This window comes from Paenibacillus sp. SC116 (genome assembly GCF_024733555.1).
Classification (GTDB): Bacteria; Bacillota; Bacilli; order Paenibacillales; family Paenibacillaceae; genus Paenibacillus_B.
Map to the genome: position 1 here is coordinate 1,870,466 of NZ_JANIOF010000001.1, position 24,251 is coordinate 1,894,716.

General features: G+C 42.6%; 22 protein-coding genes. 8 read left to right on the forward strand and 14 right to left on the reverse strand.

Features of this window, described 5'->3' with window-relative positions; all coding sequences use genetic code 11:
* Nucleotides 1-7 precede the first annotated feature (7 nt).
* Complete coding sequence (locus NQ117_RS08205) at nt 8-1,162, forward strand: YheC/YheD family endospore coat-associated protein (protein ID WP_258277478.1); 1,155 nt, start codon at nt 8-10, stop codon at nt 1,160-1,162.
* 114 nt (nt 1,163-1,276) lie between these two features.
* Here the strand turns inward: NQ117_RS08205 and NQ117_RS08210 are convergent, their stop codons facing one another.
* A complete protein-coding gene (locus NQ117_RS08210; RefSeq protein ID WP_258277479.1) occupies nt 1,277-1,960 on the reverse strand; it encodes an HAD family hydrolase in 684 nt (227 codons plus the stop codon).
* A 365-nt stretch (nt 1,961-2,325) separates the two neighbouring features.
* On the opposite strand from NQ117_RS08210, the gene NQ117_RS08215 reads away from it, so the two are divergent.
* Nucleotides 2,326-3,309, forward strand: a complete 984-nt coding sequence (locus NQ117_RS08215; protein WP_258277480.1) for a YpdA family putative bacillithiol disulfide reductase — start codon at nt 2,326-2,328, stop codon at nt 3,307-3,309.
* Nucleotides 3,310-3,415: 106 nt separating this feature from the next.
* Here NQ117_RS08215 and ytvI read toward each other — a convergent pair whose 3' ends face one another.
* From ytvI to NQ117_RS08240, 5 genes are all read right to left on the reverse strand, one after another.
* Nucleotides 3,416-4,438 (reverse strand): sporulation integral membrane protein YtvI, encoded by a 1,023-nt coding sequence (gene ytvI, locus NQ117_RS08220; protein ID WP_258277481.1) that lies wholly within the window; start codon nt 4,436-4,438, stop codon nt 3,416-3,418.
* 82 nt (nt 4,439-4,520) lie between these two features.
* Nucleotides 4,521-5,678, reverse strand: coding sequence for a radical SAM/CxCxxxxC motif protein YfkAB (yfkAB, locus tag NQ117_RS08225; protein WP_375163032.1), 1,158 nt, complete (start codon nt 5,676-5,678; stop codon nt 4,521-4,523).
* A 20-nt stretch (nt 5,679-5,698) separates the two neighbouring features.
* Complete coding sequence (locus NQ117_RS08230) at nt 5,699-7,951, reverse strand: MMPL family transporter (RefSeq protein WP_258277482.1); 2,253 nt, start codon at nt 7,949-7,951, stop codon at nt 5,699-5,701.
* Nucleotides 7,952-8,008: 57 nt separating this feature from the next.
* Nucleotides 8,009-9,100, reverse strand: coding sequence for an HD-GYP domain-containing protein (locus NQ117_RS08235; protein WP_258277483.1), 1,092 nt, complete (start codon nt 9,098-9,100; stop codon nt 8,009-8,011).
* A 119-nt stretch (nt 9,101-9,219) separates the two neighbouring features.
* The gene (locus NQ117_RS08240) at nt 9,220-10,044 is read right to left on the reverse strand and encodes an undecaprenyl-diphosphate phosphatase (protein ID WP_258277484.1); all 825 of its coding nucleotides are present in this window, start codon (nt 10,042-10,044) and stop codon (nt 9,220-9,222) included.
* A gap of 324 nt (nt 10,045-10,368) precedes the next feature.
* Between NQ117_RS08240 and NQ117_RS08245 the strand changes: the two genes are divergently transcribed.
* From NQ117_RS08245 to NQ117_RS08255, 3 genes are all read left to right on the forward strand, one after another.
* Nucleotides 10,369-11,478, forward strand: coding sequence for an HD-GYP domain-containing protein (locus tag NQ117_RS08245; RefSeq protein ID WP_258277485.1), 1,110 nt, complete (start codon nt 10,369-10,371; stop codon nt 11,476-11,478).
* A gap of 199 nt (nt 11,479-11,677) precedes the next feature.
* Nucleotides 11,678-12,118 (forward strand): hypothetical protein, encoded by a 441-nt coding sequence (locus NQ117_RS08250; protein WP_258277486.1) that lies wholly within the window; start codon nt 11,678-11,680, stop codon nt 12,116-12,118.
* Nucleotides 12,119-12,346: 228 nt separating this feature from the next.
* Nucleotides 12,347-12,805, forward strand: a complete 459-nt coding sequence (locus tag NQ117_RS08255; RefSeq protein ID WP_258277487.1) for a hypothetical protein — start codon at nt 12,347-12,349, stop codon at nt 12,803-12,805.
* Between the two features lie 389 nt (nt 12,806-13,194).
* Here the strand turns inward: NQ117_RS08255 and sufB are convergent, their stop codons facing one another.
* From sufB to NQ117_RS08290, 7 genes are all read right to left on the reverse strand, one after another.
* On the reverse strand, nt 13,195-14,592 hold the full coding sequence (gene sufB / locus NQ117_RS08260; RefSeq protein ID WP_258277488.1) for a Fe-S cluster assembly protein SufB: 1,398 nt from the start codon (nt 14,590-14,592) through the stop codon (nt 13,195-13,197).
* A 58-nt stretch (nt 14,593-14,650) separates the two neighbouring features.
* The gene (gene sufU, locus NQ117_RS08265) at nt 14,651-15,070 is read right to left on the reverse strand and encodes a Fe-S cluster assembly sulfur transfer protein SufU (RefSeq protein WP_258277489.1); all 420 of its coding nucleotides are present in this window, start codon (nt 15,068-15,070) and stop codon (nt 14,651-14,653) included.
* Nucleotides 15,057-16,283: a cysteine desulfurase gene (locus tag NQ117_RS08270; protein WP_258277490.1), complete on the reverse strand. Its 1,227-nt coding sequence runs from the start codon at nt 16,281-16,283 to the stop codon at nt 15,057-15,059. The genes sufU and NQ117_RS08270 overlap by 14 nt, the downstream gene beginning before the upstream one ends.
* Nucleotides 16,280-17,590 (reverse strand): Fe-S cluster assembly protein SufD, encoded by a 1,311-nt coding sequence (gene sufD / locus NQ117_RS08275; RefSeq protein ID WP_258277491.1) that lies wholly within the window; start codon nt 17,588-17,590, stop codon nt 16,280-16,282. The genes NQ117_RS08270 and sufD overlap by 4 nt, the downstream gene beginning before the upstream one ends.
* A gap of 36 nt (nt 17,591-17,626) precedes the next feature.
* On the reverse strand, nt 17,627-18,409 hold the full coding sequence (gene sufC / locus NQ117_RS08280) for a Fe-S cluster assembly ATPase SufC (RefSeq protein WP_028594200.1): 783 nt from the start codon (nt 18,407-18,409) through the stop codon (nt 17,627-17,629).
* 487 nt (nt 18,410-18,896) lie between these two features.
* The gene (locus NQ117_RS08285; RefSeq protein ID WP_258277492.1) at nt 18,897-19,676 is read right to left on the reverse strand and encodes a carbonic anhydrase family protein; all 780 of its coding nucleotides are present in this window, start codon (nt 19,674-19,676) and stop codon (nt 18,897-18,899) included.
* A gap of 215 nt (nt 19,677-19,891) precedes the next feature.
* Nucleotides 19,892-20,344 carry a Dps family protein gene (locus NQ117_RS08290; RefSeq protein WP_258277493.1) on the reverse strand — a complete coding sequence of 151 codons (453 nt, stop codon included), beginning with the start codon at nt 20,342-20,344 and terminating at the stop codon, nt 19,892-19,894.
* A 306-nt stretch (nt 20,345-20,650) separates the two neighbouring features.
* Here NQ117_RS08290 and mtnK point away from each other — a divergent pair, with 306 nt between their 5' ends.
* Together mtnK and mtnA are read left to right on the forward strand one after the other, a co-directional pair.
* Entirely contained in the window at nt 20,651-21,898 is a 1,248-nt protein-coding gene (mtnK, locus tag NQ117_RS08295) for an S-methyl-5-thioribose kinase (protein ID WP_258277494.1), read from the forward strand.
* Nucleotides 21,895-23,031 carry an S-methyl-5-thioribose-1-phosphate isomerase gene (gene mtnA, locus NQ117_RS08300; RefSeq protein WP_258277495.1) on the forward strand — a complete coding sequence of 379 codons (1,137 nt, stop codon included), beginning with the start codon at nt 21,895-21,897 and terminating at the stop codon, nt 23,029-23,031. Before mtnK ends, mtnA begins: the two co-directional genes overlap by 4 nt.
* 102 nt (nt 23,032-23,133) lie before the next feature.
* On the opposite strand, the gene NQ117_RS08305 is transcribed toward mtnA, so the two are convergent.
* Complete coding sequence (locus tag NQ117_RS08305; protein ID WP_258277496.1) at nt 23,134-23,436, reverse strand: YunC family protein; 303 nt, start codon at nt 23,434-23,436, stop codon at nt 23,134-23,136.
* Between the two features lie 195 nt (nt 23,437-23,631).
* On the opposite strand from NQ117_RS08305, the gene NQ117_RS08310 reads away from it, so the two are divergent.
* Nucleotides 23,632-24,201: a hypothetical protein gene (locus NQ117_RS08310; protein ID WP_258277497.1), complete on the forward strand. Its 570-nt coding sequence runs from the start codon at nt 23,632-23,634 to the stop codon at nt 24,199-24,201.
* Nucleotides 24,202-24,251 lie beyond the last annotated feature (50 nt).

The following is a 24,251-nucleotide window of genomic DNA, read 5'->3' on the forward strand; positions in this document are numbered from 1 at the left end:
AAGGTAATTGGCACAACCGGTTTTGGGCATTTTGACTTTATACTTAAACGAGCATAAACATCTTGAAGAGCGTCACATTTATCAAAAAATGATAACGGCAGGCCAATCCATCGGTCTTCATGTATTTGTGTTTACGCCGCAAGATGTCGACCACAGGAAACATCGAATCTACTCCATGGTATACCAACACGATAAAAACCGCTGGCTTCGGCAATGGACCCCTTTTCCCGACGTCATATTTGACCGTTGTCGACTTCAAAATAGCTCTCGTTTTGAACAGCTTCGCCGCTTCCGAAAAAGGTACCCTGATTTGCTGTATTTAAACAAACCACTGCGTAATAAATGGACTGTTCACCAAGTACTTTCTGAAGATTCTTATCTACGTCAGTTCCTTCCCCAAACGAAGTTGTATAGCTCCTTAGCTGACGCACAACAGGTGCTTAAGCATCATCCCCTCATTTACATGAAGCCAATCAACGGTACCGGCGGCAGGGGCATCTTGCGAGTAGAGCGAATGGCTCCTACTTTTATGCTGTACGTGCAAGGAAGAGATCAGAAGCGCAAAATTATTAGCCCGCAACGTATGACATGGTCACAACTTGCCGCTAGGCTCAATTCTTGGAATGCTACCGGACGATATATCGTGCAGCAAGGAATTTCGTTGAACTTGCCGAACGGTCGTGTTCATGATTATCGTATGCTTGTGCAAAAAGACGAAACAGGGAACTGGACATTAACAGGCTGTGCAGGCAGAATAGGAGCTGCCAAAAGTATCACCTCCAACCTACACGGAGGAGGCGAAGCTATTTCTATGGATGAGATGCTGCGCAATTGGATTGGCGATGATCAGCTCATAACAGATGTGAAACAGGAAGCAGAGAAAATGGGCATCGAAGCTGCTTCTTATCTTGAACGTAAATATGGAGCTCTGTGTGAGCTTGCACTCGATCTTGCCATTGATAAAAACGGAAAGATATGGATGTTGGAAGTAAATCCAAAACCTTCTCGGGAAGTATTTCAACTTATAGGCGATCAAAATACGTACCAGAAATCATTAATAAAACCTTTACAATACGCGCTCTGGCTGCATCAACAGCGTACTTTAATACGCAGCAATCCTGAAGATCTTATCCCAGTCGAAGCCGTTCAAGATCCACAATGACTCACAGAGACAGCGATAGCAATCTATTCATGCAATTTCATATTACGTGTACATTGAAATATAAAAGGCGCAGACACTCAATTGTGTCTGCGCCTTGCACGATTTGTCATGCGGTTATCCAGCTTGCTTCTCTTCACTTGTCTGGTAAAGCTGTACAAGCTCCTCAAAATGCTGAATAAGAACATGAGAACCTTCCAGTTCCTCATCAGCACCGAATCCTGCATATGCACATCCGACGATCCCCAATCCATTCTTTGCGCCTGCTTCTATATCCGAAGAGCGATCACCGACCATCCATGCGCTCTTAATGTGATGTTCATCTAACAAAATGCGAACAAGATCGACCTTCGATGCGGTCTTCCTTCCGCCTGCACTATATAATTCTTCAAAATAATCCGCTATTCCGTGTGCACGTGCTACACCCTCCACATATGGTGCTGGGCCGTTGCTCGCAACGAACAACTTCACCCCGTGCGCACGCAATGTTTGCAGTGTCTCTACTACACCTGGATACAATTCGGACCCGCCGCTCTCAAGTCCACGCTCTTCCTCTTCTAGTAGAAGCACATCTGCTCTACTTCGCGCTTCCTCTGAAGCATCTGGCATAACCCGCTTCCATATTTCCTCTAACAACATACCTAAGCTTCCAAGAATACGCTCTACCGGCGGCGTCTCTTCTGTATACAGACCTTCTGCACGCAATCGGTCGAATAAACGGTGGTAGGCCGGAATCAATAATGTCTCTGTCTTGAATAATGTGCCGTCCATGTCAAATATAATTGCTTCTGGTTTCTTCATATTCGCATCCCGTCCTCTTCTATCAAGTTCTTCTAGACCCCCTTACTATATCATAAATCTTACATAGTCATCGTTTGTATTCAAATTGGCTTGTCGGGTTAATTCTGCTACGATACTTACAATATCAAAAATAACCTTTTGCCCTCTGTGTAACGAGCAGATCCTGTTTCCGATCGCTGTTGTAGTCGAGTTCTTTTTGATTTGGGCTCTACAGTTAGAACTCGACTACAAAGGCGAACACTTCGTTTCTTCAACAGGATTCTGCTCGCTTTTCCTTGGCAATAGAAATTAAACTCGACTTATAATAAAATGACCTATATATTCGTTAGTAAATTATAATTGCATAGTTTGGAGGCATAACCACTATGGAACATCGCGTTATTATTATCGGTGCCGGCCCCTGTGGTCTATCCGCAGCAATCGAGCTGAAGCGTGCAGGCATTGAAGCACTCGTCATTGAGAAAAACTGCATGGTTCACTCTATTTATCGTTATCCGACGCATCTTCAATTTTTCAGTACACCTGAGTTGCTGGAAATTGGCGATCTGCCATTTACAACGCCAAATGACAAACCTTATCGTCATGAAGCACTCGTATACTATCGTAAAGTTGCTGAACGCTATCAATTAAATATTCGCACTTATGAGGAAGTTACTTCTGTCCATAAAGCAGACGGCAAATTTCAACTAATAACAAAAGCGATTAGCGGACATGAGCTTCACTACGAGGCTCAAAATGTCGTCATCGCAACTGGATATTTTGACTATCCCCATATGCTGAACATACCTGGCGAACAACTTGCTCATGTTTCACATTACTTCCAAGAAGCTCACCCTTACGCAGGTAAACAGGTTGTCATTATTGGTGCAAACAATTCTGCAGTCGATGCTGCATTGGAATTAATGCGGGTAGGAGCAAAGGTTACCGTAGTCTCTCGTGGGTCAGAATTGTCGGCAAGTGTGAAGCCATGGGTAAAACCCATTTTTGAAAGCATGGTTGCGAAGGGCGCTATCTCTCTTTGCACAAGCTCACAAGTACAAGAAATTATGGCGGATAAAGTTATCATTCGGGAACAAACAGATGCAGGCGAAGTACGTTATGATCTTCCGTGCAGCTTCGTATTGGCACTAACTGGATTTAGACCCGATCGTAAAATGTTAAGCCAACTTGGTGTGCAGCTCCAAGAAGATGGTGATAAGCCCGTATTTAATCCTGATACGATGGAAACAAATATTGCTGGCCTGTATGTGGCAGGTGTAATTGCATCAGGTAAAAATGCTAACGAAATATTTATTGAATCAGGTCGAAATCATGGTAAGTGGATCACACAGCATGTATTGCAGCAATAACGAAACGTACAAAGAGAACGTTTCGTTGATTAAGCAATCATTAACTAAGAAAAAAAGAGCTACCCTTTCGTGCCATATGCACATTAGGGACAGCTCTTTTGTTTTGTTAGAATTTAATTTTAATCTCCATTAAGCCAGCTTTACGTATTGCGTTATAAATAATAACGACCAAGGGTCCAATAAAGAAACCAATGACTCCGACCAATTTGAAACCAACATACAAACTGACAAGTGCAGGCAAAGCTCCGATGCCCACGGAATCTCCGACTACCTTCGGCTCAATGATACGACGCAATGCCGTAATGACGATGAACATGACCACAAGGCCAATTCCCGTAAATAGATCACCAGTAGCCATACAATAAACAGCCCATGGCATTAGTGCTGATCCAACACCTAGTATCGGAAGTAGATCTACGATCATAACGAGCAGTGCAATAGCTAGCGGATAACCTGTATCCAGAATCAGAAGTCCACTTAGTGTAATCACGTATGTGAACAAACACAGAATAATTTGCGCTCTCACAAAACCGAATACCGAGCTTTTTAACGTAGTAATGACTTGATTCACTTGATTATGAGACTTGCTATCAAAGAAATGCAATATAGCTGGACGTGTGCGATCCAAGCTAAAGCTGATTAGGAACAAAGCAACCATAAATACGATAAAGAAAATAAACATATTCGGAAGCACTCCTGCTAAAGACACCGCTTTAGCAGAAACGGTCGCTGCAGCATCTTGCAAATGACCCGACACCGTAACAAATAGCTGCTCAAACATACCTTCCCAATGCTCAGGCATATTGACTTGCGCTTCAGACATCGTCTGCTCCAGCCATGCGCGCACTCCTTCAATATAGGTAGGAGAATTTTTGACCAACTCCACTAGCTGTTTAATAATCTGAACGACGATATAATACATCCCTGATAGCAAAAACAGAGTAAATAATGTACAGCTTAGTACAGCAGCCGGAATGCGGCCCCACTTGAACCAACGCATCCATGCTTTTGTCAATGGCTCTAATCCCATTGCGATTACACAAGCCAGCAAGAAAGGAGCGCCGACGGTAAACAAACCGTACAGCAATAGAAGCCCCACTGCAGCTAAAAACAAATGTTTGAACGACATAGTTCACTTCCTTTATCCATTCATCTTGCGTTCATTTATCGTTGCTTATACCCGATTGCTGCTCACTTCTGCTTATCGCGCACTACACAGATATGACTGCCTTGCGCTCCTTGAAGTTTACATTAGGATAATACATGTCTGCCACGAGCAAATTAGGTCCACAGCAGCTAGCTTGCGGACAATAGCAATCTACCGTTTTGGACAATGGATGATGATGAAGCCATTTATCGAATATAGCATCGAGCTTATCCTCATAAATGCTGCCGAAGGAAGGAATATCGGCAAAGTCTGTAACAAATACATCTCCATTGAACATATTTACATTCAAACGATTACGCCCGTCTGGATCGTTGCGTACCGTTACTTTTTTCTCGCTGTACAGTCGTTGGAGCAGTTTCGTATCTTCTTCATTTACACTACATCCGTAGAACGGAAGTGTCCCAAACAACATCCACATATCTTGATGACGGATGTCTAACAAGCGATGAATGGATTGACGCAGTTCATCGATCGACAATACTGGCAAATGTTCTGCAAACGAGCTTGGATACATCGGATGTACTTCATGTCGTTGACAGCCCATCTCATAAATGAGCTGGTGAATGTCATTCATCTTGTCATGCGTACGATAGTTGATCATAGACTCCGCTGATACGAAAAGCCCACCCTCAACTAAACGACGTGTATTATCAATCATCTGCTCATAAAATTTCACAGTTAAGTTATTGGATAAATCACGATCACGATGCACAAATCCAACTTGGCGGAAATCTTCCACATTCGTATAGTTGAATGAAATATGCATAACATCCAAGTACGGCGCTATCATTTCATAGCGTCCGTAATCCAAGGTAACATTAGAATTCAACTGAGAGCGTACGCCTCGCTCTCTTGCATATTTAAGCAATGGAATCACATAGTCTTTCACCGTAGAGAGATGGAAAGTAGGTTCTCCACCCGTGATACTTATCGTCTCCAAATGCTCTACCTCGTCAAGACGCTTTAACATCACATCAAGCGGAAGCAGATCTGGCTCTCGCATCACAAGTGTATGTCCCACCGCGCAATGCTCGCAGCGCATGTTGCATACTTGAGCCACAGTCATTTCCACACTTGTAAGTCTGTGCTCTCCATATAGTCTTAGTGATCGAATCGGATCCCAAGGGTCATATTGAGGTGTTATCGGTTGTAAGGCCGGAGGTGTAATCACCGACACATTCGCATGCTGTTGTTTACTCATTTCACTCACCTATTCTTCCTCTATTCGACGGTATCCTTCGAAGATGCAAACCTTGCCCAGCGCGGTGCCCACCAATTGGCTCGACCCATCAACTTCATAAGAGCGGGTACGAGGAACAATCGAATAAGCGTCGCGTCCAGCAGCACGGATACCGACAATCCAAGGCCAATCGCCTTCATCAATTCATTGTCCGTAAAAATAAACGCCCCTACGACAACGATTAAAATAAATGCTGCACTCGTAATAATACTTCCTGTCTTCTTCAAGCCTTCGGCTGTACTTCGCTCATTATCCCCTGTACGTTCATATTCTTCTGCTATACGAGACAATAAGAATACTTCGTAATCCATAGATATGCCGAATACAACACAAAAAATGATAACAGGCAGCATCGCTACTACAATTCCTGTAGATGTTACCTGTAACAAATCTGCCATGTATCCATGCTGGAAGACTAGAACGACAATACCTAAGCTCGCACCTAAACTAAGCACGTTCATAAATACTGCCTTCAATGGCAATATGACAGAACGGAATGCAATAAACAATACGACATAGGTTACTGCCAATATAAATAGTACCACATACGGCAGTGCAGATGTGATTCGATCTACAATGTCTAATCGATAAGCAGCCGTTCCAGTAACCAATATGTCCAATTCAGCTGAGTCAATCGCACGAAGATTACGTACTAGATCGTAAGCCTCTTCTCCATCTGCGCCTACATTAGATACAATACTTACTAGCATATGGGAGTCATTCACAAGATGGCTGGCCTTCAATTGCTGCTGTAATTGCTCATTCTGCAAGGCTTGCGACTTCGCTTGCGTGTTCGGTACATTTGGCAATGCAGTTAAATAACTATCTACACGTTGAACACCTTGAACTCCCTTTAGAGTTTCAGTAAGCTTAGTCACTGCCTCAATGGTACGCTCTTCATGGAATGGCTCTTTTGCCTTCACAATCAGCTGAATCGGATTCAGCTCCCGTTCGTCGTAGACTTCTGTCATCAGATCCGAGCCATATCGGGATTCATATTTGGGCGGCAGCATTTTTGCATCAGGAATACCTATGTTCATGTTCAATACAGGCCATATACAAGCAATAAGCACCGTACATAGCAGAAGTACAATCGGTATCGGGCGCTTCATGACAGCATAAGCGACTCGCCCCCAAAATGAGTTGCCGCTTTCATCACGGTTATGATCCTTCTTCCGACTTCTCCATCGCTTTGGAATAACGGCATAACGATTAATTCGTTCCCCGAGCATGCCAAGCAAAGCAAGCAACAATGTGTTCCCTACAATGACAGACATCGATACGACGAGAACCCCACCTAAGGCAAGGGATTGGAATAGTGCTAGATCAATAAACGCCATTGCGATAAGCCCAATTAGAACAGCTACTCCAGAAAAGAATATGGATTTTCCTGCTTTCTGCGCAGTCATCGCAACCGCTTGTCCAACATCGACTTGTACGTTAAGCTCTTCTCTAAATCGACTGACCATGAACAAAGCGTAGTCAATACCAACCGCCAACCCTAACATACTAACCATGTTAGGAAGGAAGTTACTCAAGGAGTCTGTCCCTAAGGCAATAAAATAAATAATGCCCAACGTTGTCGTTACACTCAACATCCCAACGACAAGCGGAAGAATACCTGCAAGCCATGTGCCAAATACAAGCAACAGCACGATCAAAGCAATAGGAAGTCCTATAATTTCAGACTTTATAATATCGCGCTTGCTCGCTTCTTGAACATCATAGAAGACCGCTGTACTGCCTGTAACATAAGCTTTTATACCAGGCGGATCAGGAATAAGCTTACGAATCGAAGCAAACTTCTCGATTGCTTCGTCTGCCTCGAGATTCATCGTAACGGTAACAACCGTAACATCATTCCGCACTTCGCTTCTTCCCACATCTCGGAAGGAAACACTAGATACATAAGACGTTTGTCGTAATTCGGTCAATGTATTCATAATTTGTTCCCGTTTAGACTCTGATAATAATGATTCACCGTCACTGCTCTCATATACGATATCAAGCATCACTGGCGCGATCTGCAACTGCTCTTGCATCAGTTTCAATCCTCGATCTGAATCACTACCAACTGGAGTAAACCCATTATCTTTGAGCATGGAAGGAGCCTGTACAGCAAATACCCCCATACCTATAAAAATGGCACACCACACTCCGAATACGGCCCGACGATAACGATAAATGAAATGTCCCATTCTCCAAAAAAGCCCTTGTTCATCCGTTTCGCGCAACTCGATTCCTCCCAAGCAATTGATGCTGATCCATACTCGTTCAGGCGTTTATTTCTTTTATTCTACATCGACCATTTCAACAATCATTATATGAAGAAGTTGCGACAAATCAAGCTCCGTTCCTTGAGGAACTGACGCACCTTCCGCATCATACAAAACTCTTATAATCGGGCGTTGCGGGTAGTTCGCATTGATTTCTGCTACGATACCGATCTCACCTGTGCTCAACTTAACGGACATGCCAAGAGGATACACAGCAATTCGATCCCTAAAGAGAGATAGCATCCACTGTTCATAAAGAGTACCAGATCCTGTATATAAAATTTCCAACGCCTCATGCGGCAGCATGGCTGGACGATATACACGATTCGTCGTCATCGCATCATAAGAATCCGCAATTGCAATCCATTTCGAAAATTCATGAATGTTATCAGATGTTAAGCCCCTTGGGTAGCCGGATCCGTTCAAACGTTCATGATGTTGATAAGCACAATGAGCAACAACACGCGGAATATTAGGATCTTCCCTTAAAATGCGATATCCGTATTCCGCATGCATCTTAATCATATCGAATTCAAGCTTCGTAAGTGGACTCGTCTTATTAAGAATAAGTGGATCCAGATGCATCTTGCCAACATCGTGTAGCAGTGCCCCCATCGAAAGCAGTTTAAGATCGTCTCGTGCATAGCCGTGGTATACACCGAACAGTGTCGTATACACACATACGTTTAAGGAATGACGAAATACGTAGTGATCCGTCGTCTGTATATCATTCAACATCACCATTGCTTTATTATGTTTCGAAATATCATGGACAAGATTGTCGAGCATTCCCGAAACGGTAGCATCAAAGTCATGATCATGTTTACGCTTGCGAGAGCGTCCGTCAGACATATGCCGCATGAATTGCTGGCGAATCGTTTTATTAGCCATAATTCTAGTTTCATCACTTAATAGATCGGGAGCTACAATACCTTCCGTTCGCTCATCTTCTACATAAATATAAGATACGTCCCTTTCAATCAAACGACGAATAAAAGTATCCGTCATCTCAACTTGTTCTTGAAGCAGAACCATACCTTCTTCATTATAGATCTTTTTAGCAAGTCTCATGCCGGGACGGCAATTCATAATCGGTATCCACCGCACTGTCAGTCAACCCCTGATTCTTTCAAGATGATATTCGTTCTACACGCAAGGAGTTATCTTATCATCATACCATATTGTTGCTACCATCATGGCGATATGATGTTGGTGTTGGCCTTTTGTCAATACATAATGATGAACCAGAACAGGCCAGCGAGTACGAATCGGTAAATAGCGAAGTATTTCAATTTGATAGCTTGTATATATTTGAGGAAAGAAATAACGACAATATAAGCTACTATAAATGAAACGATAAAACCCAATAAGAAGACCGCAAGACCGTCGCCACTTATATATTGATAATTGCTAAGCAATTCATAGCCAGTTGCAGCGATCATAATAGGTATCGCAATTAAAAATGAAAAGTCCGCGGACGCGCGATAACTTACTCCACTTAGTAATCCACCTGAAATGGTAGATCCGGAACGTGAAAATCCCGGCCATAGCACAGAGATTATCTGATATACACCAATTAATAACGCTTGCTTATATGTAATTTGATCGATCGTATGTGCCGTTGGTTCACGCTTGGAACTGAATGACTCAGCCAACCACATAAAAATACCACCCACTACCAACGCCCACATCACTGTACTTGCGCTGAACAAAGACTTAATGAAATCTTTCGCAAAAAAAGCAACTACCAGCGCAGGCAATATACCTAGTGCCACATGAAAAAGATTCAAACTAACGCTTCTCTCCGCGCCTCTAGCTACAGTAACAGGACGAAGTCTGAGCATGGTTAATAATCGGCCTCGATATACAATCGTAATCGCCAAAATAGCACCCAACTGAATCATAATCATAAACGTTTTTAGCAGCGGATTATGTTCATCTAATCCGATAAATGAAGCTGTCAAAATCATATGCCCTGTCGATGATACAGGAATAAATTCTGTTAATCCTTCTACAACCCCTAAAATAACAGCGATAAACACAGTCAACATGCGTACTCCCTCTTTCTCCAAAAATGTAATGGCATCAATGGTTATTGGGATGTATTGCAGTCTTGATGCGGATATATCGCTTGTTATGTGCACCTATAGTGCACATAACAAGCATATCAGAAAACCCACTAAAACTCTATGAATAAGCAAGTAAGCTCTAGCCATAAGAACATTTTCTTTCTATCATTCGAACCTTCATCATTTGACAAATTTTCAATAAATACGACAACTTTCTATCTTTAATTGGTAAATGTTGTTGATAGACCCCTAATTTATTGATATGATGAAATCACAAATTTACGAATAGGAACGGTGAATCGCACGATGCGTGTACATGTGAATGATCTGCAACCTGGAGACATTTTGCAGAACGCTGTCTTCAACCAACATGGTGTTCATGTACTCTCTGCTGGTACGGTACTGAGAGAAAGAGACATCGGCATCCTTATCGGTCACTTGATTGACGATATTGACATCATAGCTCCTACACCATTCAACTCACCACAAGACCATCAGACTCATACTTCTACAACAAGAGCCACAGATTTCAATACTCCCGATTCACATTCAAGCTTTTCGAATGATGTGAACAGCTACGAGAAACTATTCCCTTACTATCAAGATGCAGTCAAATCAACAAATCTTTTGTTTCATTATGCGCTTACGAACGGGCGCCTTGCACAAGAGGCTGTGGACTATACGATTACCCCGCTGTTAGAACAATTTCAACAAGAACGGGATGTCGTTTCCTTGCTGCTTCGTCTTAACTCACAAGATGATTACACCTGCCAGCATTCAGTCCAAGTCGGGATGTTGTCCTACTATTTAGCTACATGGCTTGGCCATACAAAGGAAGAAGCCCTGCGTATCGGGAAAGCCGGATATTTGCATGATATAGGAAAGTGCCAAGTAGATCGTGACATCTTAAATAAACCCGCCCCATTAACACAAGAAGAATATGAACAAATGAAGCTCCACCCACTTGCAGGCTATCAAATTATTCGTTCTACCTATGAGGACAAATGGATTGCAATTGCTGCATTACAGCATCATGAGCGTACAGATGGTACTGGATATCCAGAAGGGCTAACAGGTGAAAATATACATTTGGTAGCCAAAATCGTATCTGTTGCAGATGTTTACAGCGCAATGATATCTTCTCGTACTTATCAAGATAAGAAGGATCTACTAACGGTGCTGAAGCAAATGTACCAGTTGAGCTTCTCGAAGCTCGATCCGATTATTACGCATACGTTTATCCGCTACATGCTGCCTAACTTCCTTCATAAACGTGTCAAACTAACAGATGGTCGTGACGGCATTATCGTCATGAATCACGCAACCGACTTTTTCAGACCGCTTATTCGAGTAGAACAAGAATTTATCGATCTTACGGTCAATCGCAATTTGGATATCGATTATGTATATGTATAAGGACAAGATTTAAGAAGAAAGATGACTTCACTTATTAGTATAAGTAGTCATCTTTTTTTGTTATCTGAGTGCTCAAATATTCTATCATGCAAAGAACACCGCAATTAAATTGCGGTTTCTATCAATATATTTACGTTCCGTTAATTTTCCAAATTTGATATGATAGCCTACGAAATACAAATATAGGGAGGAAAATTTCGTGAAAAAAGGATTCAAAGCATTGCTTGTAACAACTATTCTTAGCTTAACAGTAGCTTCGTCGGTTTTCGCAGCTGATCCTTACGAGAATCCAGTTAATGATTTTTATTTCCAAGCCCAGACTGTTAGCCCAGGAACTGGTGCATGGGGATACTTAAGCTCTGGCGATACTGATTGGTACAAATTCACTCCTTATTTTTCTGGACAGCAGCGCATTTTATTCCACCCTCCTGATGATCAAGTCTATAACGTTCTCATCTTTGAAGCGTCGACGATGGAATCTGGTGGAGGAACTGCAATTGCTTCTAAAACGATTGTTAATGGATCGACCTCAACGAATGAGTTTTCATTTAATGTTCAAGGTGGCAAATCCTATTATGCCTTAGTGTCAGGATCTGCTAACCTTTCAAGACAATATGTCTTTGCAGTAATAGGACAATGATAACATTAGTTTCTACAGAATAATGTTATTAAATATAACCTTATTACAATTGAAGAAAGTGACCGACCCTGTAGCTCAAAACACCTAACAAGGTAAAAATCCAGCCACAAGTAATCAAATTGGACACCGCAATTAAATTGCGGAATCTAAAAATATAATCACGTTAGATAATAACTCCATATTTTATAGTAATAATAAATCTAAATAATGTAGGGAGATGAATTTGTTATGAAAAAAGGGATTAAAACTTTACTTTTAGCAACTATGCTCACTTTTACTTCGATTTCATCCGTATCCGCTGCACCTGATCCATACGAGAACCCAATTAATGAAGTGCCACACCAAGCTGTTTACATCCCTCATGCCAGTACAGTATCTGCCCATCTAGGAAATAACGATCAAGATTGGTTTTATCTATCAGCTCACAGTACTGGACAACAGAGAGTGTTATTTTTCCCACCTGATTATCCTAATAACCAGGTATATAACTTAGCAGTCTATGAGGAAAGTGTACTCAATCCAGGAAGTTCTTCTGCAATCACACATAAAGTCGTATACAATACCAATGGTTCTTCTACAGAGCTATCGTTCCCAGTTCAAGCGGGAAAACGCTACTATGTCGTAGTAGCAGGATCTTCGATCTTATATCATCCTTACACCCTTCTTGTAGTTGGTCAAATCACATAACATTTCACTATAAGCATATAAGTCAGCCTAGCTAAATTCATTAATCAATAATCTACTATTAGATGTCCCTACCACTAACTACCCTTTTGTGTAGAGATAACTATAAAGTACAAACCTCAAAAATAACAGAAGGCGAACTTATTAAGTTCGCCTTCTGTTTATGGAGGAATTTATAGCAGTCTACATTTTCTTTTTCTTATGAAATTTGATGAAGAAAAATTGTTGCTTATGCTTTTATCCACAGCATGATACAAAAAAAAAGAATCCGCAATCATTTGCGGATTCTTTTTCGTCTATAGTGATAATAAAACAATTAGCGCACTCAACTGATTGGGTCCGTACAATTACCATAGTTAATGTACTCCCGTCAGAGATACAGTTGTTTTATATTATCCGATAGAACCTTCCATCTCGAACTTGATGAGACGATTCATCTCAACCGCATACTCCATCGGCAATTCTTTCGTGAATGGCTCGATGAAGCCCATAACGATCATCTGAGTTGCTTCATCTTCCGTCAAGCCGCGGCTCATCAGGTAGAAGAGTTGCTCTTCAGATACCTTAGATACAGTCGCTTCGTGCTCAAGCGTGATGTTGTCATTCAAAATCTCGTTGTACGGAATAGTATCAGAAGTGGACTCGTTATCAAGGATAAGCGTGTCGCACTTTACGTTCGACTTAGCTCCGTCCGAGTTACGTCCGAATTGAGCAAGACCACGGTACGTTACTTTACCGCCATGTTTCGAGATCGACTTGGATACAATTGTAGATGTTGTATCTGGAGCCAAGTGAATCATCTTAGCACCCGCATCTTGGTGCTGACCTTTACCTGCTACAGCAATGGAAAGTACGGAGCCTTTTGCGCCGCGACCTTTCAAAATAACTGCAGGGTATTTCATTGTCAGCTTGGAGCCGATGTTACCATCAACCCACTCCATATTTGCGTTTTCTTCACATACAGCACGCTTTGTAACCAAGTTGTAAATGTTTGGTGCCCAGTTCTGAATCGTCGTGTAGCGAACGCGAGCGTTCTTCTTCACGATGATTTCAACAACTGCAGAGTGAAGAGAGTTTGTGCTGTAAACAGGAGCTGTACAGCCTTCTACGTAATGCACGAAGCTATCTTCGTCCGCAATGATAAGCGTACGCTCGAACTGACCCATATTCTCGGAGTTGATACGGAAGTAAGCTTGCAAAGGAATTTCACACTTCACGCCTTTAGGCACGTAGATGAAACTTCCTCCGGACCATACCGCACTGTTCAATGCAGAGAATTTGTTGTCTGCGATTGGAACAACGGTAGCAAAGTACTCTTTGAAAATTTCAGGATGCTCACGAAGCGCAGTGTCCGTATCTGTAAAGATAACACCCTGATCTTCAAGCTCCTTTTGCATGCTGTGGTAAACAACCTCAGATTCGTACTGTGCAGATACACCTGCAAGGAACTTCTGTTCCGCTTCAGGAATACCAAGCTTGTCAAACGTCTCTTTGATCTCCGCAGGAACTTCTTCCCACGTCTTACCTTGTTTCTCAGAAGGACGAACATAGTATTGGATATCGTTGAAGTCCAACCCATCCAATTCTCCGCCCCAACGAGGAGTTTCCATTTTCTCAAACTGCTTCAAAGACTTCATACGGAAGTCCAGCATCCATTGCGGCTCGTTCTTGATGCGCGAAATTTCTGCTACGATTTCAGGTGTTAAGCCTTTACCCGATTGAAAAATCGCTTGGTGATTATCTCGGAAGCCATATTTGTACTCTTCCATTTCCGGCATTGATTTAGCCATCACCGTATACCTCCTTCAGTAATGTCACCTGAACCTTATCGGTTCAACTGACTTCGATCTATGATTCAATACCTTTTCGCAATGCGTTCCACGCAAGTGTTGCGCATTTGATTCGAGCTGGGAATTTCGATACTCCCGATAGAGCTTCAATATCCTCTGCGTCGTCCTCAAAGGTAACCTCTTCACCTTTTACCATGGCAGAGAATTTATCAGCCATCTCCAGTGCCTCTTCAAATGTCTTACCTTTGACAGCCTGAGTCATCATCGATGCACTTGACATACTGATCGAACATCCTTCTCCCGTAAAACGAGCGTCTTGTACGATACCGTCTTCTACCTTAAGCTGCAAAGAAATACGGTCTCCACAAGTCGGGTTGTTCAAATCGATCGTCACCGCATCGCCTTCAAACAAACCACGATTGCGCGGTTGTTTGTAGTGATCCATGATGACGCGGCGGTATAGATCATCCAATTGCATCGCTAAAATACTCCTTCGTCTCCAGCAATCCTTTAACGAGCTGGTCAATGTCTTCCTCTGTGTTGTACAAGTAGAAGCTGGCACGTGCGGTTGAGCTCACCTTGAGCCAGCGCATTAACGGCTGACAGCAGTGATGACCTGCACGAATCGCAATTCCTTTTGCATCAAGAACCGTTGCCAAATCATGCGGATGAACTTCATCAAGATTAAAAGTAATAAGACCTACACGGTTTGTAGATGGACCGTAGATCGTAATTCCTCCAACCTCCGAGAGTTTATCATATGCAAGTGAAGCAAGCTTCTGCTCATGCTCATGAATCGCATCCATTCCAACTTCCTGCAAGAAATCAATCGCTGCACCTAAACCAATAGCACCTGCGATAATTGGCGTTCCGCCTTCGAAACGCGTAGGCGCATCTTTCCAAGTTGAATCGTAGAGATCAACAATGTCGATCATCTCACCACCGAATTCAATCGGTTCCATCTTGTTTAATATTGCCTTCTTGCCGTATAATACACCAATTCCAGTCGGGCCGCACATTTTATGTCCCGCAATCGCAAAGAAGTCACAGTCCAGATCTTGAACATCAATCTTCATATGCGGCGTACTTTGTGCTCCATCCACAACCATAACGGCGCCGTGTCGATGAGCAATAGCAGCAATCTCTTTAACCGGATTAATGACGCCAAGCACGTTGGAAGCATGCGTCATCGCAACGACTTTTGTACGTTCCGTAACGGTTGCTTCAACATCTGCAAGCGCAATCGTTCCATCCGGCTGCAGCGGAATATACTTCAACGTAGCTCCCGTTGCTTTTGCAGCCTGCTGCCAAGGAATTAGATTGGCGTGATGCTCCATTGGTGTTATGACAATCTCGTCACCCTCCCCACACACAGAACGTGCATAGGAAGAAGCAACTAGATTCAATGCCGTTGTCGCACCACGTGTAAATACGATTTCATCGGTGCTCTTCGCATTGATGAATCGTGCTACTTTTTCACGCGCACCTTCGTAAGCGTCCGTCGCACGTGAACCAAGAGTATGCACTCCACGATGTACGTTGGAATTATCCCACTCATAGTATTTACGTACTGCATCGATAACACTGCGCGGCTTCTGGGAAGATGCCGCACTGTCCAAATACACTAACGGATGCCCATTAACGTTCTGATGCAAAATGGGAAACTGCTCACGAAGTTCGCGTCCGATCATTGTCCTAACTTCCTTTCGATATAACGACGAAGCAATTTTTGCAATTCTTCGTTAGGAAGTTCTGTTACGACTGGATCCAAGAATCCGCGAATAATCAGCTTCTCAGCATCTTCACGCTTAATACCGCGAGACATCATGTAGAACACTTGCTCTTGGTTCACTTGTCCTGCAGAAGCAGCGTGACCCGCTGTTACATCATCTTCGTCGATAAGAAGGATCGGGTTCGCGTCTCCACGAGCTTTAGGGCTAAGCATAAGCACACGCTCAGTTTGCTCACCGTTCGCTTTTGTAGCGCCTTTTTCGATCTTCGTAATTCCGTTAATGATTGAGCTTGCTTGCTCACGCATAACCGCACGCGTAATCATTTGGGAATCCGAGCTCTTACCGAAATGTACAGCTTTCGTCGTGATGTTCAGCTTCTGTTCGCCGTTACCGACACAGATTATCTTTGCATCAGACGTGGAGCCGTTGCCTTTCAAGATGGAAGTCGTCTCGGAAACAGCATTACCATTATGCATTTCACCTACGACCCACTCAATGCGACCATCATTCTCTACGTGCGCACGACGGTAAGAAATATCAGCCGCTTGCGCTCCCATATGGTGAATAGACGCATAGTTCACTTGAGCTCCGCTCTTAACGAATACCTCAACAACGCCGTTAATAACAGATGGTTCGCTCATTTCAGCAGAGATGAAGTTGTCGACATAGTTCACGCGGCTGTTAGAGTCAGCTACGATCAATACATGCGGTGCAAACGTTGCAGATACATTGTCGTGACCGAACAATGCTTGCAATGGCACACTTACTTCTACATTTTTAGGCACGTACAAGAATACGCCGCCGTTCCACAATGCAGCATGGATAGCCGCAATACGGTGCTCATCATAAGCAACCGCTTGGAACAAATACTCTTTAACGAGCGCTTCGTGCTCGCGTACAGCTGTCTCAAGGTCTGTAAAGATAACGCCTTGCTGCTTCAAATCTTCTTGCAGCTGGCTGTATACAGCTCCTGAGTTATGTTGTACAACAACATTATTTAAATCCGCTACTTCGTCTTCAAATACTTCACGAATGAAAGCTGGAACGCCATTCCACGCTGTCACCGCATTTACGCTTGCTGGCGCACCGTATGCTTGAAGATTCCAACGGTCAATTTTTGTTTTTTCCACGATAGGCAGGTTTAGTTCTGCCGCTTTCTCCAACGCCTGCACACGAAGCTCAGCCAACCAGGCTGGTTCGTTCTTGCTGCGGGAGAGAGCTGCGACCGTCTCGCGGTCAACTGGTACGATCATTTCTGTACTCATCGGTCTATCGCTCCTCCTGTCCGTCATTGATTACGACTATTCGTCTTGTCCTACTGTCTCGTCTTCGATACCCAACTCTTCTTTGATCCAGTCGTAACCTTCTGCTTCTAGACGTTGAGCGAGTTCTGGTCCACCAGACTTCACGATGCGACCTTGCATCATAACGTGAACGTAGTCAGGTGTAATGTAGTTCAATAGACGCTGATAGTGCGTAATGATAAGGAAGCCGCGTTCTTCGCTGCGCATAGCGTTAACACCGTTAGCAACGATACGCAAAGCATCGATATCAAGACCGGAGTCGATCTCATCAAGTACGACAATTTTCGGATCCAATAGCATCATTTGAAGAATTTCGTTACGCTTCTTCTCACCACCGGAGAAGCCTTCGTTCAAGTAACGGTGAGCGAACTCTTGGTTCATCTCAAGTTCTTTCATTTTGCCTTCCATTTGACGGATGAACTTGATAAGGGAAATTTCATTGCCTTCACCGCGACGAGCATTGATAGCACTGCGCAAGAAGTCAGAGTTCGTTACACCAGCAATCTCACTTGGATACTGCATAGCAAGGAATAGACCTGCACGAGCACGCTCGTCTACTTCCATTTCAAGTACATCTTCGCCATCAAGTGTTACTTTACCATCTGTTACTTCATATTTCGGGTGGCCCATCAATGCAGAAGCCAATGTACTTTTACCAGTACCGTTTGGTCCCATGATTGCGTGCACTTCGCCGCCCTTCATTTCAAGGTTGATACCTTTCAAAATTTCTTTACCTTCAATGGTCGCCTTCAGACCATCAATGACAAATTGAGTCGCCATGTGTGTAGTACCTCCACTAATTGAGAGTAAGTGTTAATTTTATTAAAAATGAGTTGTTCACAATTATAGAAAAGCAAAATTTCTATAACATTTATCACATAGTACTTATTATAAAGTGATTCTCAGTGATTCTCAATATGATTTTATAGGTTTAAGTCATGTATTTCAACTTTTCCAGCAAGCTTTCGCGAATTGAACAAATAAGTAGCACGAGTTCTCCATTTCCGCCACACTTTTACCACAAACAGCACTATACAAGCTAAACCGTCATGTAACTATAACATATACCGCCAGCAGTTGCTTGCTAACAACCCTTTCTTTTCGACCTATTTCTTACTTTCGCTCCTCTTCTCATCCTAATGCACTCTTGAAAAAATACCACATCCTGCCACCGCACTCACTACTACAACTAAAGAGCCGTCTAGTCAGCAATGTAAAAACAAAAAACTCCCTCATCACATAACGAATGGGGAGCTTCAAGTCATTGCTATTTTACACCTCTGTAAATAACTCGATTGTTGCGACTTTTGGGGGCACGGTCATTATTTGGATATATGGCTTTCAAATTTTGAATATGTGCAGCAGTTAACGTAATTGGGTTTTTAAACACATACCAGTTTACCCCTTCACAATAATCTGGTGTGGTTAAAGATCCATTATAGTGATAGTACGCGCCAGATGGGATTAAAAGGTTCAAATTTATAACATCATCAAGAAGATAGGAAGTATGAGGAACTGTCGGGAGATTATTGAATATTTCTGCTAGTTCACCGCTAGATTGCCCTGCTTTAATAAATACTGCAACAACAACGACGCCTCTAACTTTATTCGGGTTAGTAGGGTCTTTAGCTTCTTTGTGAACAAAGTGAATTTCAAGTGGATATTCTATTGCCGTCAAGTTTTGAACTTTTAGATGATGCTCCGCATTAGAGTGAAAGTGGAACTGCTCCAAAAAATAATCTACATGATTCACAGTAACCTTTCCACCAGAAAGAGGGTCATTCTGATTCTCTGAAATTTCAATTTCACCCCCAGTATTTTCAACTACTGGAGAATAAGCAGGGTAATAAAATGAAACTTGTTTCGTTGCAGGGAGCGTAGTAAAAGCTGGCTCAATTATAATTGGCGACTGGACTTGATTAGTAGGAGGTGTGGAACAAGGGGTTGCAGCAGTCGTTCCCTCAGCGGATGCTCCCATTGTAGGCAATAAAATAGTTATCGATAATCCGATGGCTACCAAATATGCCTTAATCCTGCTTCCTTTCATGACATCATCCCTTTCCTAAGTAAGATGATCAAGCTTATTTTCCAATATTGTTTTGTTGCCATCCTATAGGTATGAACATTTTATAATTGATATGTTATGTAATTCCCAAAAAGCAACAACGAAAAGCGCACCCTTCGCAAGGATGCGCTCGCTATATACTCACATATATCAAATCAGCGTTGAATGGTGAGCAATCATTGGATCAGTCGTCAAAACTATCCCAAATATGCTTCAAACATCCATACATGCTTCTCGAAATCAGCTTTCATGCCAAGGAATACGTCCCCAGTAGCCTCATCGTTTGCTTCTTCTGCTGCTTCCATAGCTTGCTCAAACTCGGAAACGAGCTGCTTCAAGTCCGCCACAAGTTGCTTCACCATTTGCTCTGCATTCTCATTGCCTGTAGACTCTTTCAGCGTCGTGTGCTCCAAGTATTGTTTCAATGTAGAGTGTGGTTTGCCACCAATCGTAAGCAAGCGTTCTGCTACATCATCCATTTTCAATGTGATTTCATTATAAAGCTCTTCAAATTTCTCATGTAGTTGGAAGAACATTGGCCCTTTAACGAACCAGTGATAGCTGTGAAGCTTTACATAAAGAACATTAAGATTCGCTACTTGTTGATTTAAAAGAGTTTTGATGTCTTGTTGTACAGCTACGTTTGTCATGATTGTTACCTCCGCTAATTGAACTTATTTTTAAGTTATAATTATTCTAATATAGAAATAAAACTAATTCAATAACTTTTTTCTTAATTTAACTTGTAAAATGTTCCTGTCTATTGCTACCATGTATATTGTTACATTCCTACGCCTTCTCCACACATTTACCCACCTACAATTACAATGAAACATTTTTTAAAATATAGTATTCCCATCGGAAATAAAATCCTATATACTATTCCGAAAGCGTGTTTACAAGAAATACCTTTATTCACCGTGTATGATTATAGCTCAGGAGGTGCCGCATAGCCTATGACGGAAAACACATCTGCTTATCATCCGCTTACCGTCGACGAAGCGATTAACGTGGCTAGGTCTGTTACAAATGTATTTTATCCAACTGATGATTTGATATGTGATGAAATTGGTGACGGAAACTTGAATCTTGTGTTTCGTGTACGACTCGCTCATTCAGAGTCTGCTTCCCATACACCAAGTCTTATTGTGAAACAGGCACTGCCTTATGCCAAAGTTGTAGGCGAATCTTGGCCACTGACATTAGAACGCGCACGTATCGAAAGCGATGCCCTTCTGTTCCAAGGCAAGCTCGTGCCACAGCTTGTACCCCATGTTCATTTATATGATGAAAAAATGTCCATGACGGTTATGGAAGATTTAAGTGATCATGTCATTATGCGCAAAGGGTTAATCGAAGGAAATCGTTATCCTTTATTTGCCGATCATATATCGGAGTTTTTAGCCCATACTCTTTTCTTCTCATCTGATCTAGGCATGAACCAACAAGAGAAGAAATGGCAGGTGCAGCGCTTTATTAATCCTGAGCTATGTAAAATAACAGAAGATCTTATTTTTGATGATCCGTATACAGATTCACCTAACAATAATATCGATGAACAACTGCTCGCTGATCATGCCAAACTTTGTTCTGATCATAAACTTCACCTTGAAGTTGCATTACTTCGTCAAAAGTTCCTTACGAGTGCACAGGCTTTGCTGCATGGCGATCTTCATACAGGAAGCATTTTCATCACACCGGATTCGACGAAGGTTATCGACCCAGAGTTCGCCTACTATGGACCTATCGGCTTCGATATCGGTGCTATCTTTGCTAATTTGCTGCTTAATGCAGCAGGTCATGAGCATTGGAGCCAAGATGATAAGACACGTGAAGAACATCGTAATCATTTGTTATCAACCATCTGTGAAATATGGAATCGATTCGACGAGAAATTCCGCAGCTTGTGGAATGAACATGGCGTTGATCGTATATCTCGCACTAAGGGCTATCAAGATTTATACATGGAACAAATTTTGCAAGATACCATTGGATACACCGGAAGCAAAATGATCCGTCGCATCGTCGGGCTTGCTCATGTAGCTGATGTTGGATCCATTCCTGATTCAGCAGCCAAGCTGCGTGCTCAGCGAATCGCTCTGCAACTTGGTACTGCACTCGTTAAGTCCAATCGCCGTATTCGTTCAATTGAAGAGATGTTTACAATATGTGAACATGCTTATAAAGGAGTCTATACATCATGACAAACCCTACTAGCATGACTGCATCACAGGAACAATCATTACATGTAGGATCAAGTGAGAAATTAGAACGTAATCCTGGAGAACAGCTGCAGTCTGTGCGCTGGTCCGAGGACTATGTGCTTGAACTTCTCGACCAAAGAGCATTGCCAAACCAAATTACATTCCTTCGTCTTAATGATGTTCAAGAAGTATGGCAAGCGATCTATGATATGGTTGTCCGCGGAGCACCGGCTATTGGAATTACTGCCGCATATGGCGTCATACTTGGAATTCGCAATGACCAAATCGATCAAGTTGAGGAGTGGCTGCGCCAAGTGGAGCAGCATGCTGCATATTTGGCAACATCCCGCCCTACTGCTGTTAACTTGTTCTGGGCCCTTGATCGCATGACTGCTCGTGCTCATGAATTAGCCAGTACAGAAATAGAAATTCCGCTTGAACAGCTGAATGAACAACTGTTGCAAGAAGCACTCGCGATTCACCAAGAAGATGAAGAAATATGCCGGCAGATCGGCGAGCATGCACTTACTTTGTTTAACGATGGCATGGGTATTCTCACGCACTGCAATGCAGGCGGATTAGCTACTGCCAAATACGGTACTGCACTTGCACCTATTTATTTAGCAAAGGAACGCGGCATTTCACTTAAAGTATTTGCAGATGAAACAAGGCCCGTCCTGCAAGGCGCAAGACTAACGGCATTTGAACTGCAGCAGGCAGGCGTTGATGTCACATTAATTTGTGACAATATGGCTGCTATGGTTATGCAAAAAGGCTGGGTACAAGCCGTTATCGTTGGAACGGATCGCGTTGCTGCCAATGGTGATGTAGCCAACAAAATAGGGACATATGGCCTAGCTGTATTGGCCAAAGCTCATAACATACCTTTCTATGTCGCTTGTCCTATCTCTACCATTGATTTGAATACACCTTCAGGGGACCTTATTCCTATAGAAGAACGTCATGAGAAAGAAATAACGGAAGCGTTTGGGAAGCGAACTGCACCTGAAGACATTAAGGTGTTTAATCCTGCTTTTGACGTTACGCCGAATGAGCTGGTTACGGCGATTATTACAGAGCGCGGAATTCTAAAGCCTCCTTATCATATTTCCTTAAAAGAAGTTATCGGATAGAAGCGGTTACAAGAGCATTATCTATGAAGAAGAGCGGACTAACTCCTTGGCCCGCTCTTTTTATTTTGTCACCCATACCTTTTCATGCAACATAAGTAAGTCCTAAGACATAAGGAGCATTGCTTCTTTTCCCGCCATTCCAACCTTTACTCCCACACTGGCAGCTTCATCGGTTATCGATTCCAACGGAGCTTCCCAAAGCTGTTCAAGCGTCTTTACTCCTACTGCACGCCCTGCTAGTATACGGCGCTCCTTTAATTTCTCATTAAGCAAGCCTACATCAAGTGCTCCACACATAATATATCCTCGATCAGACGTTATAACTAACAACGTTGTTTTAGGCAGCAGCACCTCTATTCCGATAAATGTCTTGCCCTGTTCTGTTATAGGTACAATATGAACCACGAGCAGCAACCTCCCTTTCAAACCGCTATCCAGCAGCATTTATGCGGTCATCACAACATATGCAGGAACCCAATATATGTTGAAAAGGAAGCTTTGCAACTCGATTGATTTGTAAAAACCACTATTTTTTAGACAAAAACCATAATATAATAAGATCGATCAAGCTATTCACCACTGTAAGGAGAACTAGGAACAATGACTCAGTTGAAGAAGGCACAACATTCGGTTTACAAATTTTCAATCGACATCTTAATACAGGGACCTTCTAACGCTGCCGCTATGGAGAAGCTTCTCCACTTGCTGAACCGTGATGCTGACGTATTGGATATGAAGATCCAGTCAGGGGCAGATATCGGCTCACTACTAGACTTGATGGAGTTGATGCAACAGCACAACCTTGCAGCTCCCCCGTTTGGAAGCAGCAGCACTGGGCAGAAGTTGTTCAAACCAACCCCACATTCTAATGCTTTCGAGAAGCAAGGTATTGAAGGTAATAAGAAAAAAACATCACCAACAACGGAACAGGCTCCATCGCAACAACAAGAACAACCATCACCACCTAGCTTAATGGAACAAATAAATGATCATATCAAGAAGCAGCGACTCATTCGCTTGCATATTAACAAAGGCCACGGCGTAAAGCTCAGTATTCCCTGTAGAATTTTGAATTTCGATCCTGATTCACAATTAATGAACGTTTACCATGTAGACGAAAAACAAGTGTATGCTTACTACATAAATGAAATCGAAGAAATGATAATATAGCTGAATGATAGCTAAAAAGCCGCCTCCTTTATTCAAGGAAGACGGCTTTT

What these genes read in the sequence shown, in the direction of transcription:
- sufU (WP_258277489.1), bottom strand. Translation starts at nt 15,070, where the DNA reads ATGCAATTGGATGATCTATACCGCCGCGTCATCATGGATCACTACAAA.
- NQ117_RS08285 (WP_258277492.1), bottom strand. Translation starts at nt 19,676, where the DNA reads ATGAAAGGAAGCAGGATTAAGGCATATTTGGTAGCCATCGGATTATCG.
- ytvI (WP_258277481.1), bottom strand. Translation starts at nt 4,438, where the DNA reads ATGTCGTTCAAACATTTGTTTTTAGCTGCAGTGGGGCTTCTATTGCTG.
- yfkAB (WP_375163032.1), bottom strand. Translation starts at nt 5,678, where the DNA reads ATGAGTAAACAACAGCATGCGAATGTGTCGGTGATTACACCTCCGGCC.
- NQ117_RS08290 (WP_258277493.1), bottom strand. Translation starts at nt 20,344, where the DNA reads ATGACAAACGTAGCTGTACAACAAGACATCAAAACTCTTTTAAATCAA.
- mtnK (WP_258277494.1), top strand. Translation starts at nt 20,651, where the DNA reads ATGACGGAAAACACATCTGCTTATCATCCGCTTACCGTCGACGAAGCG.
- NQ117_RS08215 (WP_258277480.1), top strand. Translation starts at nt 2,326, where the DNA reads ATGGAACATCGCGTTATTATTATCGGTGCCGGCCCCTGTGGTCTATCC.
- NQ117_RS08270 (WP_258277490.1), bottom strand. Translation starts at nt 16,283, where the DNA reads ATGATCGGACGCGAACTTCGTGAGCAGTTTCCCATTTTGCATCAGAAC.
- mtnA (WP_258277495.1), top strand. Translation starts at nt 21,895, where the DNA reads ATGACAAACCCTACTAGCATGACTGCATCACAGGAACAATCATTACAT.
- sufD (WP_258277491.1), bottom strand. Translation starts at nt 17,590, where the DNA reads ATGAGTACAGAAATGATCGTACCAGTTGACCGCGAGACGGTCGCAGCT.
- NQ117_RS08310 (WP_258277497.1), top strand. Translation starts at nt 23,632, where the DNA reads ATGACTCAGTTGAAGAAGGCACAACATTCGGTTTACAAATTTTCAATC.
- NQ117_RS08245 (WP_258277485.1), top strand. Translation starts at nt 10,369, where the DNA reads ATGCGTGTACATGTGAATGATCTGCAACCTGGAGACATTTTGCAGAAC.
- sufB (WP_258277488.1), bottom strand. Translation starts at nt 14,592, where the DNA reads ATGGCTAAATCAATGCCGGAAATGGAAGAGTACAAATATGGCTTCCGA.
- NQ117_RS08255 (WP_258277487.1), top strand. Translation starts at nt 12,347, where the DNA reads ATGAAAAAAGGGATTAAAACTTTACTTTTAGCAACTATGCTCACTTTT.
- NQ117_RS08240 (WP_258277484.1), bottom strand. Translation starts at nt 10,044, where the DNA reads ATGTTGACTGTGTTTATCGCTGTTATTTTAGGGGTTGTAGAAGGATTA.
- NQ117_RS08210 (WP_258277479.1), bottom strand. Translation starts at nt 1,960, where the DNA reads ATGAAGAAACCAGAAGCAATTATATTTGACATGGACGGCACATTATTC.
- sufC (WP_028594200.1), bottom strand. Translation starts at nt 18,409, where the DNA reads ATGGCGACTCAATTTGTCATTGATGGTCTGAAGGCGACCATTGAAGGT.